The organism is Kerstersia gyiorum (assembly GCF_048595715.1).
GTDB lineage: Bacteria > Pseudomonadota > Gammaproteobacteria > Burkholderiales > Burkholderiaceae_B > Kerstersia > Kerstersia gyiorum.
The window spans coordinates 25,434-42,893 of record NZ_CP169556.1; the positions used below are offsets into that span (position 1 = coordinate 25,434).

Consider the following 17,460-nt stretch of genomic DNA (forward strand, 5'->3'; position numbering starts at 1 on the left):
CGACTTACTTCAGGCTGATCTTCCAATCGCCGCCTTCCTTGACCAGGTTGTTGTTGGACGTGGAGTCCTTGCCGTTGCCGAATACCAGCTTGGTACGCACGACGGCGGTGTTGTTGGCTTCGTCGATCTGGACTTCGACGATTTCTACCTTATCCAGGCCGTCATTGGCAGCAACGCGCTGTTGCATTTCACCGACGATCATCTGGATCTTGCCCTTGGCCATGGTCATTTCGGAGGCGGGCACTTCGGCCAGGGCGATTTGCTTGGTGGCCAGTTCCACGTCACCCTTGGCCGCAGCCTTGTAGAAGGTTTCAACGACGGATTCAGGCTTGCCGCCGGAGCAGGCGGCCAACATGAGGGCGAAGAACAGGGCAAAGAATGCAGACAGGCGTGAACGAAGCATGACGGAAATCCTGTGAAATCATGAATGAGATTTATTTTTGGTGCGGCCCATTGTAGCGTCGCGTGGCGCAACGGGCGCCCGGCCTGCGTTTCAGGGCAGGCCGGGGCAAGGTATTGTAGGTTTATGAGTACCTTCGTACGTATGCGGCAAGGTATCAAGTCGCTACAGGGGGCGGCGGGGAGCGTACTTCGCCAGCACAGGCATGAACGGCCTGCCGGACCTTGCTACTGTGTGGCGGAACGTGAGGGTGATTTTTCCCAGAGGAGAATTTTCCAAACGTGGTTCTGTTCATGGAGCCGCATGTCCTCGAGGCTGGTCTTGCCGTTCTTGAAGACGAGTTCCGCCTGGACGTTGGCTTGTGTGCCCTGGTGTGTCAGCCTGCTTTGCAGGATACGCACGTTTTCCAGACCCTGGTTGGCTTGTATGCCGGTGTGCATTTCCTCAATGGCGGCACGTTGCTTATTGCGTTCCGTGGAGTCCCCGGGGTGGATGACCTGCTCCAGCGCCAAGGCGGTATTGCCATCGGCGATGGCTTGATAAAACAACTGGACCGTGCCGTTGGGCGTGTTGTTGGAGTATGTCATGCAAGCCGACAGCAAGGTGGCGAGCATGACCATCAGGCAGGCAGTCAGGCGGATGGGATGCATGGTTTCTCCTGAAGCGTCATGTTGCGTGTCTGGATGGGGGCCGAATTGCGTTTGGTGGGCCGCGCAGAAGATAAAACCCGGACGGCACGGCTCTGAGTATGCCGGGCCGCGTGGCGGCCGCCAATACCTGAGATCATGGAGTGACAGCCGTTGCGGATTGCAGTAGGCGGTTGCAATGGTCCTTGCACCAGCGTTGCCAGGCATGTTGGGCGATGGCGCCGGGGAGCCAGGGACAGGCAATGGGTGACGGTTCAGACGTCTTGCAGGCGTTCCAGCGCTTGCGCCAGGGTGGGCGTCTTTTTGGCGAAGCAGAAGCGCACGATACCGTGATTGGATGCCGGTGCCTGCGGGTTCTGGTAGAAAGCGGCCACCGGAATCACAGTGACGCCATGCTCGCGCGTCAGCCAGATGGAAAAGTCGGATTCGTTCAGGTCGGACACCTGGTCATACTGCGCCAGCAGGAAAAAGGTGCCGGCGCTGGGCAGGGGCCGGAAGCGGGTCTGTGCCAGGCCTTGTGCGAGGAAATCGCGTTTTTCCTGGTAGAAGGCGCTCAGGCCCGAGTAGGTTTCGGGCCGGCCCACGAAGTCGGCATACGCATGCTGCATGGGCGTGGGCGAGGTGAACACCATGAATTGGTGCACCTTGCGAAATTCCTGCATCAGTGCGGCGGGCGCCAGGCAATAGCCCAGTTTCCAGCCGGTCGTGTGATAGGTCTTGCCAAAGGAAGACACGATGAACGAGCGTGCGGCCAGGGCGGGCCGCGTTGCCATGCTCAGGTGGGGGCGTTCATCGAACAGAATGTGTTCGTACACCTCGTCGGACAGGATCAGCAGGCCGTGCTGGCTGATCAGGGCTTCCAGTGCATCCAGGTCGCCGGCTTCCAGTACGGTGGCGGTTGGGTTGTGTGGCGAGTTGATGATGAGGAGCCGGGTGCGTGGCGTGATGGCCTCGCGCACGGCATCCCAATCGAACCGGAAATACGGGTCGCTGTCTGTGGGTGCGCGCATGGCGACGGCGACGGGCGTGGCCCCGGCCAGGCGGATGGCCGGCCGGTAGGAGTCATAGCCCGGTTCGATCACGATGACCTCATCTCCGGCCCCGGCGGAACAGAAGATGGCGGCCATCAGGGCTTGCGTGGCGCCACTGGTGACGGTGATCTCGGTGCCGGCGTCGTAGGTGTGGCCGTAGAGGGCCGCGACCTTGGCGGAAATGGCGGCCCGCAGGGCGGGCAGGCCTGGCATGGGCGGATACTGGTTCAGGCCGAGGGCCATGGCCTCGGTGACCTTCTGGCACAGCGCCGGATCGGGGTCGAAGTCAGGAAAGCCCTGGCCCAGGTTGATCGACCCGGTCTCGACGGCGAGCTGGCTCATGGTGGTGAAGATGGTGGTGCCGACGTCCGGCAGCTTGGACTGGATCATGTTGGTGTCATTCAAGGGTTCCCGCCGCACAAGTGCGGTGTCCGCATCATGCAGGCACGCCGGCAGGCCGCCCGGCCGGAACGGCGGGCCAGGCTGCAATCATAAACAGTCTGCTTATTACTGGCGGCAATGGCAGCATGACTGCTGGCAGTAAGGGGGGCAGGATGGTGCGGCAGGGGCTGGCTGGCACCTCAGGCGGTGCCAGCCGGCGTACAGGGGGGAGTGACCAGCGCGAAGAGCTGGCTGCGGAAATTGATGTTCAAGCGCAGGAAGGCCCGGTTGCGATAGGTTTTGACGGTGGTTTCCTTGATGCCCAGGGCGGCGCCGATGCCGGCATGCGTCAGGCCGCGCAACAGCAGCAGGCAAACCTCCAGTTCCTTTTCCGTCAGTTGCGGTGCGGCGCGCAGCAGGGTCGCCCGCCAGCTTTCTGCGGGGACTTCCTGCCGTTGCAGGGCCAGGTGCCCGCGCACCAGTTGCAGCAGCGCCGGTGTGAGCTGTTCGAACGCGTGGATTTCATGGTCGCGGAAATAGCCGGCATCGCGGTGACGGTAGAGGTTCAGCATCAACGGCGCGCCCTGGTCATCCCAGGACAGGCTGCACAGGCGTTCGCTCATGTCGTGGCGCTGGTAGATCTCCTGGCGGTATGGCGAAAAGCTGATGTCCTCGGCCAGCAGGTGCCCGATCAGGGGGCGCTCCATGGGCGGGTGGCTCTGCATGCGGCTGGCCAGTTCGTCATGGTTGTGGAAGCGTTGCGAGTAGTCGTCCCAGCAGCGCCAGACCAGCCGCCGGTCGCGGTGGCGCGAGCCGGCCAGCAACAGGCTGGGGTGCCCGGCGGCAATGCGCAGGACGTTGAAATGCTGGGAATTGACCCAGTGCGCCAGGCTGTCCAGCAAGGAGGCCGGGAATTGCTCGCTGCCCATGGCGCGGGTCAGGCTGACGATGCGTTGCAGGTCGGGCTGTGGCGAGGCGTTGGACGTATTCCAGATACTGATCATGGCTGACGCTCTCGATTCGATAAGAGCCCTATTCTCCGCGCTCTTGCGCCCGCTGCCAATCAAGGTTTGTCCGATCCCGGGGCGCACGGTCCGGCGCTGTCCTCTTCAGGGATGACAGCACTTCCGCAGCGGATCGGTAATCTGTCTGCCAGAGACAAAAGCCGCCGGCTGCCATGGCGCAATGGCAGCGGTGCTTACGCAGGTAGAACAATCAGCAGCAGGTAGAACAATCATGACCCACGCGCCCCACTCCATGCTCTTGCGGGTCAGCCGCGTCACGGCCGAAGCCAAGGACGTGCTGGCCGTCGAACTGGTCGATCCGTCTGGTGCGGCGCTGCCGGCGTTTGCACCGGGCGCGCATCTGGAAATGCACTTGGATAACGGCATGATCCGCCATTATTCCTTGCTCAATGACAGCAGTGAACGCCAGCGCTATGTCGTGGGCGTGGGGCTGGCGCCCGACAGCCGTGGCGGTTCGCGCTTCATCCACGGTTCGCTGCGCGAAGGCGATAGCATCAAGGTGCTTGGTCCGCACAACCACTTTGCGCTGGATGAACAGGCGGGAGGTTATTGCCTGGTAGCCGGCGGAATCGGCGTGACGCCGATTCTGGCCATGGCGCGCTGGGCGGAACGTCAGGGCCGCCCCTGGCGTGTGATCTACACAGCCAGGGGGCGGCACCGCGCTGCTTTCTACGAAGACCTGCTGGCGCTTGACCAGGGGCGCGGCCGGGTGCAACTGCATTTCAACGACGAGCAAGCCGGCCGGTTGCTGGCAGTGGAAGCACTGGCGGCATCGCTGGGGCCGGATGAACATCTTTACTGCTGTGGCCCGGACCCCTTGATGCAGGCAGTCAGGCAGGCCACGGCGGACCAGGCTGCACGGGTGCATTTCGAGTGGTTTGCCGCACCTACCAGCGCGCCGGGCGCCACGGCGGGCAATCCAGAGGGTAAGCATGCGGGCCCCGGCACCGGGGATGGCGGCGGTTTCCAGGTCATTCTGCGCCAGAGCGGGCAAACGCTATGGGTGAGCGAGGAACAGAGCATTCTGGAGGCCATGGAAGACGCTGGCCTGTCGCCCGCCTTTTCGTGCCGTGCCGGCATCTGCCGCTCATGCGAGACCCGAGTGCATGCCGGCACGCCGGATCACCGTGACATGGTGCTCTCGGATGAAGAAAAACAGGCCAACACCACCATGCTGATCTGCTGTTCGCGGGCATTGACACCCGCGCTGGAACTGGAGCTGTAGCCCTGCCAGGTTTCCGTGGCTATGCCAGGGAAAATGCCGTCATCAGGGATTTGGCACACAGGCTTATACATAGGTTATCAACAGGTTTTCGGGCGCTTGTTGCCGGGTGCGTCCAGGCACAGGCCGTCCGCCGGAAAGAGGAGACACAAATGACCCTGCCGACTTCGAACATCATCGTCAATTCCCGCAAGGCTTCGGCGCAGATGGCAACGCGCCATACGCCGTTTATCTTCAATGAGTGGTATGTCGCGGCGTTCTCCGGAGATGTTGGGCGCGAGTTGATGGCGCGTACCATTCTGGGCAAGCGCCTGGTGCTCTACCGCACGCAGGCGGGCCAGGCCGTGGCCATGGAAGACCGCTGTGCGCACCGCTCGTTTCCGTTGTCGCGCAGCTGGCTCGATGGCGACACTATCGTTTGCGGTTATCACGGTTTCCGCTATGACGGGCAGGGCAACCTGATCGAAACCCCTTCGCAGAAGACCTGTCCGCGCGGCATCGGCATACGGTCCTATCCCATCGTGGAAAAAGGGCCGCTGCTGTGGATCTGGATGGGCGATCCGGCACTGGCCGACGAAAGCCGGCTGCCTCATCAGCCCTGGATAGAAAACCCGGATTGGGAATGCAGCTCGGGCTATTTCCATCATCCGGGCAATTACATCAGCATGCATGAAAACCTGCTGGACCTGACTCACCTGCAATTCCTGCATGCCAATACCATCGGCACCCCGGATTACGCCAGCGCGCCCTTTGAGCTCGACCTGAAGCAAGAGGGCTATTACAGGCTGCTGCGGCGCATCGTGCCTACCACGCTGTCGCCCGTATGGGGCAATACCACCGGCATTACCGGCCCGACAGCGGCGCGCATTGTGACATCCGAGTTCCTGTCGCCTGGCCTGCACCGTGTCAGCGTGACGTTCTACGACACGGCCCTGCCCGAGGAAACCCGGCCGGTCTTTCATATCCATACCGCGCACATCATCACGCCGGAAACCGACCACAGCATGCACTATCACATCGTGCACGGCCGCGATTTCGCCCAGGCCGACAAGGCCCTGGGTGAATTCATGCACGAGCAACTGTTCGCCGCCTTCAACGAAGACGTGGAAGGCCTGGGGGCGCTGGAAGCCGTGATCGACGACGTGGACGAGAGCCACTATGAAATCTCGGTGGCCAGCGACGCCCCGGCCGTCGCCATGCGCATCTACATCAAGAAGCGCGCCGACCGCGAAGCAGAAGAACGCCTGGCGCGGCTCACGGGCGTGACAGCCTGACGGCGCCAGGCAAGTGGCCGTGGCGGCGCCGGCCAGCCCGGTCATTGCCGCCAGCGCCAGTCGGCGCGCGCCTTGATGGATTGATTGGCACTAATTATCCATAGCGCTACCAACAGCTTATCCACAAGGATATGCATTTCATATCAACAAGGGTGTCCACAGAGATACCCACAACCTGCCGCTAGGCATGGAAAAAAGACCGGAGACCAATCATGCGTCGTCTATCCCAGGTATTGACCCCTATCGCCCTGTCGCTCGCCTGTATGGTGCCCATGGCAAGCCAGGCACAGGATAAATTCGTCCTGCGCGTTTCGCATTTCCTGCCGGCGACTTCCAATGCCCAGGTCAATGTCATCCAGCCCTGGTGCGACACCCTGGCACGGGAATCGCAGCAGCGCCTGACCTGTCAGATCTATCCGTCCATGCAGCTGGGCGGCACGCCTGCGCAGTTGGCGGACCAGGTGCGGCGCGGCGCGGCCGATGTGGTGTGGACGGCGCCGGGCTATTCAACCGGACGCTTTCCGCGCAGCGAAGCCGTGGAACTGCCTTTCATGCTGCCGGCACAAGGAGAGCTGGGCTCGAAAATCATCTGGGAATTCTATGAACGTGCCCTGAGGGACGATTTCAAGGACTACCACGTCCTGGCGTTGCACAGCGATGGCGGCATGCAGCTGCACAATGCCAGCAAACCGGTGACGACACTGGAGGCCTTCAAGGGCGTCAAGCTGCGGGCCTCCACTCGCATGACGGCACGCCTGCTGGACAGCCTGGGCGCGACGCCGGTCAGCATGCCGCCGGCGCAACTGACGGAAGCCCTGTCCAAGGGGGTGGTCGATGGTGCGTTGGTGGGCTGGGAAGTGCTGCCTGCGCTCAAGCTCGATGAAGTCACGCGCTACCACTCCGAACCTGCTGCGGACCAGCCCATTTTCTCCACCACGCTGCTCAGCTTGCTGATGAACAAAAAGCGTTATGAATCCCTGCCGGATGACCTGCGCGAAATCGTCGACCGTAACAGCGGCCTGGCCTTGTCGATGAGCATGGGCGCGAACTGGGAACGTTCCGCCAATGCGGCGCGGGAACAGGTGCGTACGCAAGGCGCGCAGGTGGCGGAGATCGGCACGGTGGAATACCGGAAAATGCGCGATGCCGGCCAGGTATTGACCGACACCTGGATTGCCGAGGCTGCTGACAAGAAACTGGATGGCGCCGCGCTGGCGGCGGCATTGAAGGACATTGCCCAGGCGAATGGCTTGAAGTATTGAGGATGTCCCGCCTGCATGAAAACGATACGTGCCTTTCGCTTAACGGCAGGCACGTGTTCGCTATTGTTCCAGGCAGGTTTCCAGCGACGGCATACGCACAGCCAGCGCCTGCACGGTCGCCGGGTCCAGCTTCTCGTAGTGCGGGAATTCCGCCAGCACCCTGACTTTGCCGAAGGTTTCGATGGCCTGACGGTTGCCGGGGGACGGCGGCCCGTTCATGATGACGCCCAGGACCGGCACGCGGCGTGCCGCCAGTGCTTGCAGGCTAAGCAGCGTGTGGTTGATGGTGCCCAGGCCGCTGCGGGCGACCAGCACGACGGGCAGGCCGAAGCGGACGATCAGGTCCAGCATCGTGTGCCGGTTATCCACAGGCACCAGCAGTCCGCCCGCGCCTTCGACGACGAGCGGCGCGGTGGCGGCAGGCAACTGCAGGGTTTCTATGTCCACGCAGGTGTTTTCCTGCAGGGCGGCAGCCCAGGGGGATAGCGGCGCTTGCAGGGTGTAACCCGGCGCGTGTACCCGATCCGGTGCAAGCGCGGCCAGGCGGGTGACGGTGTCGGTGTCGCCGCTTTCCTCTGCCAGTCCGGTTTGCAGGGGCTTCCAGTAGCCGGCCTGCCATGCCTGTGCCAAGACGGCACAGGCCAGTGTCTTGCCCACGCCGGTATCCGTGCCCGTGACGAATACGCCGGCAGGCGGCCGGCGCCAGGCGCCGTAGGCAATTTCGTAGCTCACGTGTGTGTATTCCTTGTCGAAACGGGTGATGACCGCGCGCAGCTGGCGTGGTGATAGGGGAACATGGCCGGCGGCAGGAATATCGGCGCCGATGGCTTTCAGCCCGCGCACAAAAGCCAGGCCGCCGGCCTGCGGGGCGTGCAGGGTTTCGGTCTCTGCCCGGCCGCTGAAAGGCAGGTAACGGCCCAGTTGCTCCGGCAGTGGATAACTTCGTGTGCCGGCCTGCCATCCCAGCTGTTCATGGGCATCTCGCCATTCACGGAAAGTGCCATCGGCCAGGGTGCTGAACGCCAGCCATCCGCCGGGCGCGAGCAGGTTGGCCAAGCGTGCCAGGCCGGCATCGAGGTCATTGAACCATTGCACGGCCAGGCTGGAACAGATCAGGTCGTAGGGGCCGTCCAGGTGTCCAGGGTGTTCACCGTCCAGTACGCGGAAATCGGCATAACCTGCTGGAAAGTGGCTCTGCGCCTGGCTCAGCATGGCCGGGGAAATGTCTGTCACGGTCCAGTTCGCAGGGCCAAGCAGGCGTGTCAGTTCCCGCGTCAGCAGGCCGGTGCCACAGCCGATTTCCAGAATCCGGGGGCGTGGCGGCAGTGGCAGCGTGGCAATGCGGCGGGCCAGTTCCAGGGCGGCGTGCTCTTGAACCCAGGCGTGCCGGTCATAGCGGGCGGAGCTGGAACCGAAGCGTCCGGCGATTTCCTGCTTGTGGATAAGATTGTGAGTAACGGTGCTTCGATGGGGCGGATTCCATTGATTTTCCGGGCCCTGGGCTGGCATGGCTGGATGGATGGACAGTATGAACTCCACAATCCGTTCGGCACACCAGGCGCTGTCTGTCAGGGGCAGCAAATGTCCGCCTGGATGCCAATGCGTGTCGGGAATGGCCAGGGCCTGCGACATCGGCGCGGGAACCAGCGGGTCGCTTTGTCCGGCCAGCAGGCGAACCGGCAGGGTCAGGCCGGCCAGCGCCGCGCGTTCATCATGGTCACGCAGTGCACGCAACCCTGTGGCAAGTGCGGCGGGCTCGGGCGACCGGGTACAGGCGGGCGCGCCGCAGCGGGCACGGAAGTCATTGACAACTTCCCCGGGCGTTTCAGCCAGTTTGTCGAGCATGCGCGTCAGCAGGCGCGGCGGTGTGCCACTAGGGTGGTCCGGGCTGCGGCAGAAGCGCGCAAAGCCGTTGATCATGACCAGCCCGGCGCAGCGTGGCGGCAGCCTGCCCAGCAGTTGCATGGCGCCCAGGGAGTGTCCGATGGCAATCACCGGGCCCGCATGTGCGGGCCAGTGGCCGGATGGCGGTGCAGGGAGTACACCGGGCTGGACCGGTGCACCGAAATAGCCGGCATCCAGCACTTGCTGCGGGTAACTGGGCAAGTGGAGGGTCAGGTGGGCGCGTACTTCATCCCAGAACGATGCGTCGAAGGCCCAGCCATGGACGAACAGCAGGGTAAGGCCGTGTGCGGCCGGCGCGCCTGCCGGGGCTGTTGGCCGGGTGGCGGAGGTGTCGTGCATGTTCAACCCCGGCCCGGTGCTTGCGCCATGGTACGCCGCAAGGCGTCAGCCAGCAGGTGGATATCCTGCTCGCCGTGGGCGGCGGACAATACCAGGCGCAGCCTGCTGGTACCAGCAGGCACCGTCGGTGGCCGGATGGCGATGGCCAGGCAGCCCTGCTGCAGCAGGCTGTCGCTCAAGGCCAGGGCGCGGCCGGCATCGCCGACGATGGCTGGAATGATCTGCGTGCTGGAATTGCCGCAATCCAGGCCCAGTTCGTGCAGCACGCTGCGGATTTCCGCGGCGTGCGCGTGCAGTTGTTGCCGTTCGGCGTCCATGGCGGGCACCAGTTCGAGCGCGGCATCCATTGCGCCCAGCACGGCGGGCGGCAAAGCCGTGGTGTATATCAGCCCGGAACAGGTATTCACGAGGTAGTCGCATAGGGTGCGCGAGCCTGCGATATAGGCGCCAAAGCCGCCCAGCGCTTTACTGAAGGTGCCCATGGCGAGATCCACGCCGGGCACGCCACAGGAAAGGCCCATGCCGTGCCGGCCGAGCACGCCCGTGGCATGCGCTTCGTCCAGGTAGAGGAAGGCGTCATAGCGGTGCGCCAGCGCGGCGAGCGCGGGCACATCGGACTGGTCGCCATCCATGCTGAATACGCTTTCCGTCACGATGAAGCGTGTGCCGGGTTCGCCAACGCGCATCTGCAGCAGGCTTTCCAGGTGGGCCAGATCGTTGTGGCGGTAGCGTATCTGGCGCACGCCGGCGGCCTGGCATCCCATGTGCAGGCTGGCGTGATTGAGGCGGTCGCAGAAAACAAGCGGCGGATGCCTGCCATCTGCCGCGGCAAACAGCGCGGGCAGGATGGCGGCGTTGGCCTGCCAGCCCGAGGCCAGCAGCAAGGCGGCTTCCGTGCCCTTGAGCGCGGCCAGGCGCGTTTCCACTTGTTGGTGTATCTCCAGCGTGCCGCAGACCAGACGCGATGCCTGGGCGCCTGTGCCCCATGTCGCAGTCCAGGCCCGGGCACGGTCGGCCAAGAGCGGGTGGCGCGCCAGGCCCAGGTAGTCATTACCGGAGAAGTTCACCAACATGCGGCCGTCGCGCTGGATATGGCCGGCAGGCGCGGGACCGCACGGCCGCAACTGCCGCAAGGTATGGCCGGCGCGTGCACGGTCCAGGTGTGGTTGCAGCAGGTGGTCTATTTTTGACATTAATTAGGAGAAGAAGAATGCATTTTGGCTACATATTGATGCGGCCGAAGATGTGGGTACACTCGCCGGGCCGCATTTTTCCGCATTTTAGTCAGGAAAATCGGAATGGCAATCGTCGTTCAAAATGCGTTAATTGACTTTTATCACGTTGCCAAAATCACTCATTTATCTTTAATTGTTATAAGGTGCGAATCGCATGGACGCATATTCCAGTGACTGGGCGGCACAGGGGCAGCGGCATATCTGGCTGCCCTACACGCAGATGCAGACCGCAACGCCACCGTTGCCGGTGGTGCGTACCGCCGGCAGCCGGATCGAACTGGCGGATGGGCGCACGCTGATAGATGGCGTGGCTTCCTGGTGGACGGCCTGCCATGGATACAACCATCCCCATATCGCGGATGCCGTGCGGTGCCAGCTAGATACCATGCCGCATGTGATGTTCGGGGGCCTGGTGCATGAACCGGCACTGCGGCTGGCAAGCCGATTGGCCACCATGCTGGGGGGCGACCTGGAGCGGGTGTTCTATACCGACTCGGGTTCCGTGGCGGTGGAAGTGGCGATGAAAATGGCGGTGCAGTACTGGCTCAATCAGGGCGAGCATGGCCGTACGCGTTTTCTGGCGTTCCGTGGCGGCTACCACGGCGATACCCTGGGCACGATGGCCGTGTGCGATCCGGAAGAAGGTATGCATGCTCGTTTTGCGGGCATGCTGATCGGGCACGATATCGTCGCCCTGCCCGGCGATGACGAGGCCGAAGCCGCACTGGACGATTATCTGGCGCGCCATGTCCACGAGCTGGCGGGCATCCTGGTGGAGCCGCTGGTGCAGGGGGCCGGCGGCATGCTGATGCATGACTCGTCCGTATTGCAGCGCTTGCGGCGGCTGGCCGATCGACATGGCCTGCTGCTGATCTTCGATGAAATTTTTACCGGCTTTGGGCGTACCGGCACCATGTTCGCGTTCCAGCAGGCGGGTGTCCGGCCGGACATTGTCACCCTGTCCAAGGCACTGACCGGCGGTACCCTGCCGCTGGCGGCAACCGTGGCCAGCCGGCGTATCTTCGAGGGCTTTCTGTCGGACGACCCAGGCCATGCGCTCATGCACGGCCCGACATTCATGGGCAATGCGCTTGCCTGCGCGGCGGCCAACGCCTCGTTGGACCTGTTCGAGCAGGAGCCGCGCCTGGCGCAGGTGGCGGCGATTGAAGGGGTGCTACGCGCCCGGTTGATGCCCTTGGCGGCGCTGCCCTGGGTCGCGGACGTGCGTGTGCTGGGCGCCATCGGCGTGGTGGAACTGCGGCAGGTCGATGACCGCGAAGCGCTCAAGCGCCGCTTTGCCGACGCCGGCGTCTGGATACGTCCGTTCGGGCGCATTGCCTATGTGACGCCGGCATTTACGATTGCGCCGGATGAACTGTCATTCCTGCTTGATGCCATGGGCACGGTGCTGGCAGCGGGCCAGCCCTGAACCTTGCAGTGCTCAACGGGCGGCTGCCAGGCCGCCCGTCGTTCAGGGCCGTTCCAGAATGCGTGGCCCTGCCCCTTCCTGGCCCAGAATATCGCCAGGATTGCGCAGCGGACAGTCCTCCATGGACAGGCAGCCACAGCCGATACAGCCGTCCAGCTCGTCGCGCAGCCGCTGCAGGCGGGTAATGCGCTCATCGAGGCTGATGCGCCAGAGCGACGACATCTCATGCCACTGTTTTGCGCTCAATTTGCTGTCGGCCGGATAGCGGCATAGCGCATCCTTGATTTCTTCCAGAGGAATGCCGGCGCGCTGCGCCACTTTGATGATGGCGATGCGGCGCAGCACGACCGACGGGAAACGGCGTTGGTTGCCGCTGCTGCGACTGCTCGCGATCAAGCCCTTGGACTCGTAGAAATGGATGGTCGACACCGGCACGCCGCTGCGGTGCGCGACTTCGCCCACGGTCAGCGGGCGAGAAAAATCAATGGGTTGCTGCGTCGCCATGATGCTTGACCTCAAGTTAAGTTGAGGTTTTATAGTCCAGCTCAACCTCCAATGCAAGTCTGCATTGTTCTTGTTCTCCCATCTGTCATGAGCCGGGCAGCGCTTGCCGGCTCGATCTTCTGGAGTCACGCGCATGCGCAATTTTGTCGATAACGCTTTGGATAGCAAATGGCTCTGGTTGCTTGCCCGCATCCTGCTGATTGTTGTGTTTCTGTCGTCGGGGCTGGCCAAGCTCATCGACTTCCAGGGGGGGCTGGCGGAAATGCGCGCCGCCGGCCTGGAACCGGTCCTGTTCTTCAACATCGCCACGGCGGCAGTGCTGCTGGGCGGTTCCTTGCTGATCGTGCTGGATCGCGCGCTCTGGTTGGGTGCGGGGGCGCTGGCGGTCTTCATGGTGCTGGCAGTGGTGATCGTGCACCGCTTCTGGGCCTTGCCGGAAGCCCAGGCCCAGGTGGCGCTGTTCTGGGCGCTGGAACATACCTCGGTGGTGGGCGGGCTGATCGCCGCCGCCATTGCCAGCCGGCTGCGTCAGCGGCTGGCCGTCAGCCCCTCGCGGCTGCGCTAGAACCCTGATGCGGGAGTCATGGAATCATGAAAAAGAATAATGGTTTTTGGGGCATGGCCGCGGTATCGGTTGCCGTGGCTGCGTTGGCACTGGTGGTGCTGCTGTTGACCGACCGTTCCAGCGCCCAGGCGGGCGGCGCCTGGCCGGCCACCAAGGTGGCGCTGGCGCAGGCGGAACGTATCGCGGCGCCCCGGGCGCTGCATGGCGTGGGGGCGCTGGAAGCGGCGCGCCAGGTGAGCCTGGCGGCGGAAGTGTCGGGCCGTGTGACGCGCATCGCGTTCGAGTCGGGGCAGTCGGTCAAGGCTGGCCAATTGTTGGTACAGATCAATGATGCGCCTGAACAGGCCGAGCGTCTGCGTTTGCAGGCCCAGTTGCGCAATGCCGAAACGGTGCTGGCGCGCACCCGCGTATTGCGTGCCGACAAGGTAGCGACGCAGGAGCAGCTCGACAATGCCACGGCAGCCAGGGATATGGCGCGGGGCGAACTGCGCCGTGTTGAGGCCGTGATCGCGCAGAAGGCCGTGCGCGCGCCCTTCGATGGCGTGGTCGGCATACGCCGCATCCACGAGGGCCAGTACCTGAATGCCGGCGATGCCATTGCCAGCCTGGTGGATGCTCGCACCATGCATGTGAATTTTTCGCTGGATGAGCAGGCTGTGCGTCATCTGCATGTCGGCCAGCCGGTTGCCCTGCAGCTGGACGCCTGGCCCGACCAGGCGTTCGAGGCTCGCATCACAGCCATCGACCCGATGATAGGCGAGTCGCGCACGGTGCAGGTGCAGGCCAGCCTGCCCAATGACGCCGGTGTCTTGCGCGCCGGCATGTTCGCCGGCATACAGGTGCAGCGGCCCCAGCCGGAAGTGGTGCTGGCCGTGCCCGAGACCGCCGTGACCTACAGCGCCTACGGCCAGACCGTGTTCGTGGCCAGGCCTGAAGAAGAAAAAGGGCTGACCGTGCGCCGCGTGGCGGTGAAGACGGGCGAACGCTGGGACGGCCGCGTCGAAGTGGAGTCCGGGCTGGCCGAAGGCGACCAGGTGGTGGTGTCCGGCCAGATCAAGCTGAGCGATGGCATGCAGGTGGAAGCCGTGGCCAACGATGCGTTGCGTGATGCTGGGCAGCCCGGCAGCGCCGCCGCCGGAACGGCGGGGGGAGCCGGGGCATGAAATTCACCGATGTGTTTGTGCGCCGCCCCGTGCTGGCGCTGGTGGTCAGCTGCCTGATCGTATTGCTGGGGTTGTTTGCGCTGGGCAAGTTGCCCATCCGCCAGTACCCTTTGCTGGAAAGCTCGACCGTGACGGTCAGCACCGAATACCCTGGCGCGTCGGCAGAGCTGATGCAGGGTTTCGTCACCCAGCCCATCGCCCAGGCGGTTTCCTCGGTGGAGGGCATAGATTACCTGTCTTCCTCATCCATGCAGGGGCGCAGCGTGGTGACGCTGCGCATGGAGCTCAACCGTGACTCCACCCGGGCATTGACGGAAACCATGGCCAAGATCAACCAGGTGCGCTACCGCCTGCCGGACCAGGCCTATGATCCGGTGGTCGAGCTGTCGGCCGGGGATTCGACTGCCGTGGCCTATGTCGGCTTTTCCAGCGACAGCCTGTCCACCCCGGAGCTTACGGATTATCTTTCACGCGTGGTCGAGCCGCTGTTCTCCGGTATTGACGGCGTTGCCAAGGTGCAGACCTTCGGCGGCCAGAAGTTGGCCATGCGCCTGTGGCTGGATAGTGAAAAACTGGCGGGTCGCGGCCTGACGGCCAGCGATGTCGCCGATGCCGTGCGGCGCAACAATTACCAGGCGGCGCCTGGGCAGGTGCGCGGCCAGTACGTGGTATCCAATGTGAGGGTCAATACCGACCTGGGCAGCGTCGAGGAATTCCGCGACCTGGTGATTCGCAACGACGGTAACGGGCTGGTGCGCCTGCGTGACGTCGGCACGGTGGAACTGGGTGCGGCCGCCACCGAAACCAGCGCGCGCATGGACAGCGTGAACGCCGTGCACCTGGGCCTGTTTTCTACGCCGGCAGGCAACCCGCTGGTGATTGTCGACGGCATCCGCCAACTGTTGCCGGAAATCGAGAAAACCTTGCCGCCAGGCGTGCATGTCGAACTGGCTTTCGAAACCGCGCGCTTCATCGAGGCGTCCATCAGCGAAGTGATGCATACGTTGTTGGAAGCGGTGCTGATCGTGGTGGTGGTGATCTGGCTGTGTCTGGGTTCCTTGCGCAGCGTCGTCATCCCGGTGGTGGCCATTCCGCTCTCCATGCTGGGAGCGGCAGGCTTGATGCTGGCTTTCGGCTTCAGCATCAACCTGCTGACGTTGCTGGCGATGGTGCTGGCGATCGGCCTGGTGGTGGATGATGCAATCGTTGTCGTGGAAAACGTGCATCGCCATATCGAGGAAGGCAAAAGTCCGGTGGCGGCTGCGTTGGTGGGCGCGCGGGAAATCGCCGGGCCGGTGGTTGCCATGACGCTGACGCTGGCTGCCGTCTATGCGCCCATCGGCCTGATGGGCGGCCTGACCGGGGCGCTGTTTCGCGAGTTTGCGCTGACGCTGGCCGGAGCGGTCATTGTTTCCGGCGTGGTGGCGTTGACTCTTTCACCGGTGATGAGTTCGCTGTTGCTGCCTGCAGGGCAGCAGGACGGCCGCCTGGCGCGCATGGCAGAGCATGTGTTCAGCGGCCTGGCGCGGCGCTACGGCTTTGTCCTGGCGTTCTCCCTGCGGCAGCGCTGGCTGAGCGGTGGCTTTGCGCTGTTGGTTTGCCTGGCACTGCCGTTCCTGTACCAGATGCCGCAGCGCGAACTGGCGCCGGCTGAAGACCAGGCGGCCGTGCTGACTGCCATCAAGGCGCCCCAGCACGCCAGCCTGGAGTATGCCGAACGTTTCGCCGAAAAACTCGAAGGCGTCATGCTGGGCATCCCGGAAACCACGGGCACCTGGATCATCAATGGTACCGACGGCCCGTCGTCCAGCTTTGGCGGCATCAACCTGTCTCTTTGGGGCGACCGCGAGCGTTCGGCGGCGCAGGTGCAGGCCGATCTGCAGCAGGCTGTCAGCAATGTCGAAGGCAGCAGCATTTTTGTCTTCCAGCTGGCGCCCCTGCCGGGTTCCAGTGGTGGCCTGCCGGTGCAGATGGTGTTGCGTAGCGCGCAGGATTATCCGGTGCTGTACCAGACGATGGAAGAACTCAAGCAGCGTGCGCGGGCCAGCGGATTGTTCGTCGTGGTCGACAGTGACCTGGAATACAACAACCCGGTCACCCAGGTGCGCATCGACCGCGCCAAGGCGGCCAGCCTGGGCATACGCATGCAGGATATCGGCGATTCGCTGGGCGTGCTGCTGGGGGAAAACTACCTTAACCGCTTCGGGCTGCAAGGCCGTTCCTACGATGTCATTCCGCAGAGCGTACGCGAACAGCGCCTGACCCCGCAGGCCCTGGCGCGCCAGTATGTACGCACGGAACAGGGAACGCTGGTGCCGCTGTCCACGGTCGTGACGCTGGAAATGGCGGTAGAGCCCAATCGCCTGCCGCAATTCGATCAGCAGAACGCGGCCACCCTGCAGGCCATTCCCGCGCCGGGCGTGTCCCTGGGGCAGGCGGTGGCCTTTCTGGAGCAGGCGGCGGCGGAACTGCCGCCGGGTTTCAGCCACGACTGGCAATCGGAATCGCGCCAATACGTCCATGAAGGCAATGCCCTGCTGTTCGCGTTCCTGGCGGCGCTGGTGGTGATCTACCTGGTGCTGGCGGCGCAGTACGAAAGCCTGGTCGATCCTCTCATCATCCTGATCACCGTGCCGCTGTCGATCTGCGGCGCCCTGCTGCCGTTGGCGCTGGGCTGGGCCACGCTGAACATCTACACCCAGATCGGCCTGGTGACGCTGATCGGGCTGATCAGCAAGCACGGCATCCTGATGGTCGAGTTCGCCAACGAACTGCAGGTGCGCGAGCAACTGGATCGTTCCACCGCCATTGTGCGCGCGGCGAAGATCCGCCTGCGGCCGGTGCTGATGACCACTGCGGCCATGGCCTTTGGCGTGGTGCCGCTGCTGTTTGCCAGCGGTGCAGGTGCCAACAGCCGTTTCGGGCTGGGCGTGGTGATTGTGTGCGGCATGTTGATCGGTACGGTGTTCACGCTGTTTGTGCTGCCGACGATCTACACCCTGCTGGCGCGCGACCACCGGGTGCAAACGGTGCGCAGCCGGCAACTGATTGAGGCCGAAAAGGCGCTGGAGGCATGAC

General features: G+C 63.7%; 14 protein-coding genes. 7 read left to right on the forward strand and 7 right to left on the reverse strand.

Annotated elements, in window-relative coordinates:
* Positions 1 to 4 precede the first annotated feature (4 nt).
* The 4 genes from ACEW7X_RS00095 to ACEW7X_RS00110 all read right to left on the reverse strand — a co-directional run bounded on the left by ACEW7X_RS00095 (position 5) and on the right by ACEW7X_RS00110 (position 3,463).
* Positions 5 to 403 carry a DUF4878 domain-containing protein gene (locus tag ACEW7X_RS00095; protein ID WP_068373598.1) on the reverse strand — a complete coding sequence of 133 codons (399 nt, stop codon included), beginning with the start codon at positions 401 to 403 and terminating at the stop codon, positions 5 to 7.
* A 224-nt stretch (positions 404 to 627) separates the two neighbouring features.
* Entirely contained in the window at positions 628 to 1,050 is a 423-nt protein-coding gene (locus ACEW7X_RS00100) for a DUF4878 domain-containing protein (RefSeq protein WP_068373601.1), read from the reverse strand.
* 251 nt (positions 1,051 to 1,301) lie between these two features.
* Entirely contained in the window at positions 1,302 to 2,468 is a 1,167-nt protein-coding gene (locus tag ACEW7X_RS00105; protein ID WP_257740203.1) for a methionine aminotransferase, read from the reverse strand.
* A 191-nt stretch (positions 2,469 to 2,659) separates the two neighbouring features.
* Positions 2,660 to 3,463 (reverse strand): helix-turn-helix transcriptional regulator, encoded by an 804-nt coding sequence (locus ACEW7X_RS00110; RefSeq protein ID WP_134837890.1) that lies wholly within the window; start codon positions 3,461 to 3,463, stop codon positions 2,660 to 2,662.
* A 232-nt stretch (positions 3,464 to 3,695) separates the two neighbouring features.
* Here ACEW7X_RS00110 and ACEW7X_RS00115 point away from each other — a divergent pair, with 232 nt between their 5' ends.
* The 3 genes from ACEW7X_RS00115 to ACEW7X_RS00125 all read left to right on the forward strand — a co-directional run bounded on the left by ACEW7X_RS00115 (position 3,696) and on the right by ACEW7X_RS00125 (position 7,242).
* A complete protein-coding gene (locus ACEW7X_RS00115; protein ID WP_130486326.1) occupies positions 3,696 to 4,709 on the forward strand; it encodes a PDR/VanB family oxidoreductase in 1,014 nt (337 codons plus the stop codon).
* A 149-nt stretch (positions 4,710 to 4,858) separates the two neighbouring features.
* A complete protein-coding gene (locus ACEW7X_RS00120; protein WP_068373610.1) occupies positions 4,859 to 5,980 on the forward strand; it encodes an aromatic ring-hydroxylating dioxygenase subunit alpha in 1,122 nt (373 codons plus the stop codon).
* Positions 5,981 to 6,192: 212 nt separating this feature from the next.
* On the forward strand, positions 6,193 to 7,242 hold the full coding sequence (locus ACEW7X_RS00125; protein ID WP_339138645.1) for a TRAP transporter substrate-binding protein: 1,050 nt from the start codon (positions 6,193 to 6,195) through the stop codon (positions 7,240 to 7,242).
* A gap of 60 nt (positions 7,243 to 7,302) precedes the next feature.
* Here the strand turns inward: ACEW7X_RS00125 and bioD are convergent, their stop codons facing one another.
* On the reverse strand, positions 7,303 to 8,751 hold the full coding sequence (gene bioD / locus ACEW7X_RS00130; RefSeq protein ID WP_415358617.1) for a dethiobiotin synthase: 1,449 nt from the start codon (positions 8,749 to 8,751) through the stop codon (positions 7,303 to 7,305).
* Positions 8,752 to 9,488: 737 nt separating this feature from the next.
* A complete protein-coding gene (bioF, locus tag ACEW7X_RS00135; RefSeq protein ID WP_134837892.1) occupies positions 9,489 to 10,679 on the reverse strand; it encodes an 8-amino-7-oxononanoate synthase in 1,191 nt (396 codons plus the stop codon).
* Between the two features lie 196 nt (positions 10,680 to 10,875).
* Between bioF and ACEW7X_RS00140 the strand changes: the two genes are divergently transcribed.
* Positions 10,876 to 12,150: an adenosylmethionine--8-amino-7-oxononanoate transaminase gene (locus ACEW7X_RS00140; RefSeq protein WP_420177462.1), complete on the forward strand. Its 1,275-nt coding sequence runs from the start codon at positions 10,876 to 10,878 to the stop codon at positions 12,148 to 12,150.
* Positions 12,151 to 12,192: 42 nt separating this feature from the next.
* On the opposite strand, the gene soxR is transcribed toward ACEW7X_RS00140, so the two are convergent.
* Entirely contained in the window at positions 12,193 to 12,654 is a 462-nt protein-coding gene (gene soxR / locus ACEW7X_RS00145) for a redox-sensitive transcriptional activator SoxR (protein ID WP_068373623.1), read from the reverse strand.
* A 133-nt stretch (positions 12,655 to 12,787) separates the two neighbouring features.
* Here soxR and ACEW7X_RS00150 point away from each other — a divergent pair, with 133 nt between their 5' ends.
* From ACEW7X_RS00150 to ACEW7X_RS00160, 3 genes are read left to right on the forward strand one after another with little or no spacing between them, the layout of a single operon-like run.
* Positions 12,788 to 13,219 (forward strand): DoxX family protein, encoded by a 432-nt coding sequence (locus tag ACEW7X_RS00150; protein ID WP_068373626.1) that lies wholly within the window; start codon positions 12,788 to 12,790, stop codon positions 13,217 to 13,219.
* A gap of 26 nt (positions 13,220 to 13,245) precedes the next feature.
* Complete coding sequence (locus tag ACEW7X_RS00155; RefSeq protein ID WP_420177463.1) at positions 13,246 to 14,382, forward strand: efflux RND transporter periplasmic adaptor subunit; 1,137 nt, start codon at positions 13,246 to 13,248, stop codon at positions 14,380 to 14,382.
* Positions 14,379 to 17,459 carry a MexW/MexI family multidrug efflux RND transporter permease subunit gene (locus tag ACEW7X_RS00160; RefSeq protein WP_068373631.1) on the forward strand — a complete coding sequence of 1,027 codons (3,081 nt, stop codon included), beginning with the start codon at positions 14,379 to 14,381 and terminating at the stop codon, positions 17,457 to 17,459. The genes ACEW7X_RS00155 and ACEW7X_RS00160 overlap by 4 nt, the downstream gene beginning before the upstream one ends.
* Position 17,460 lies beyond the last annotated feature (1 nt).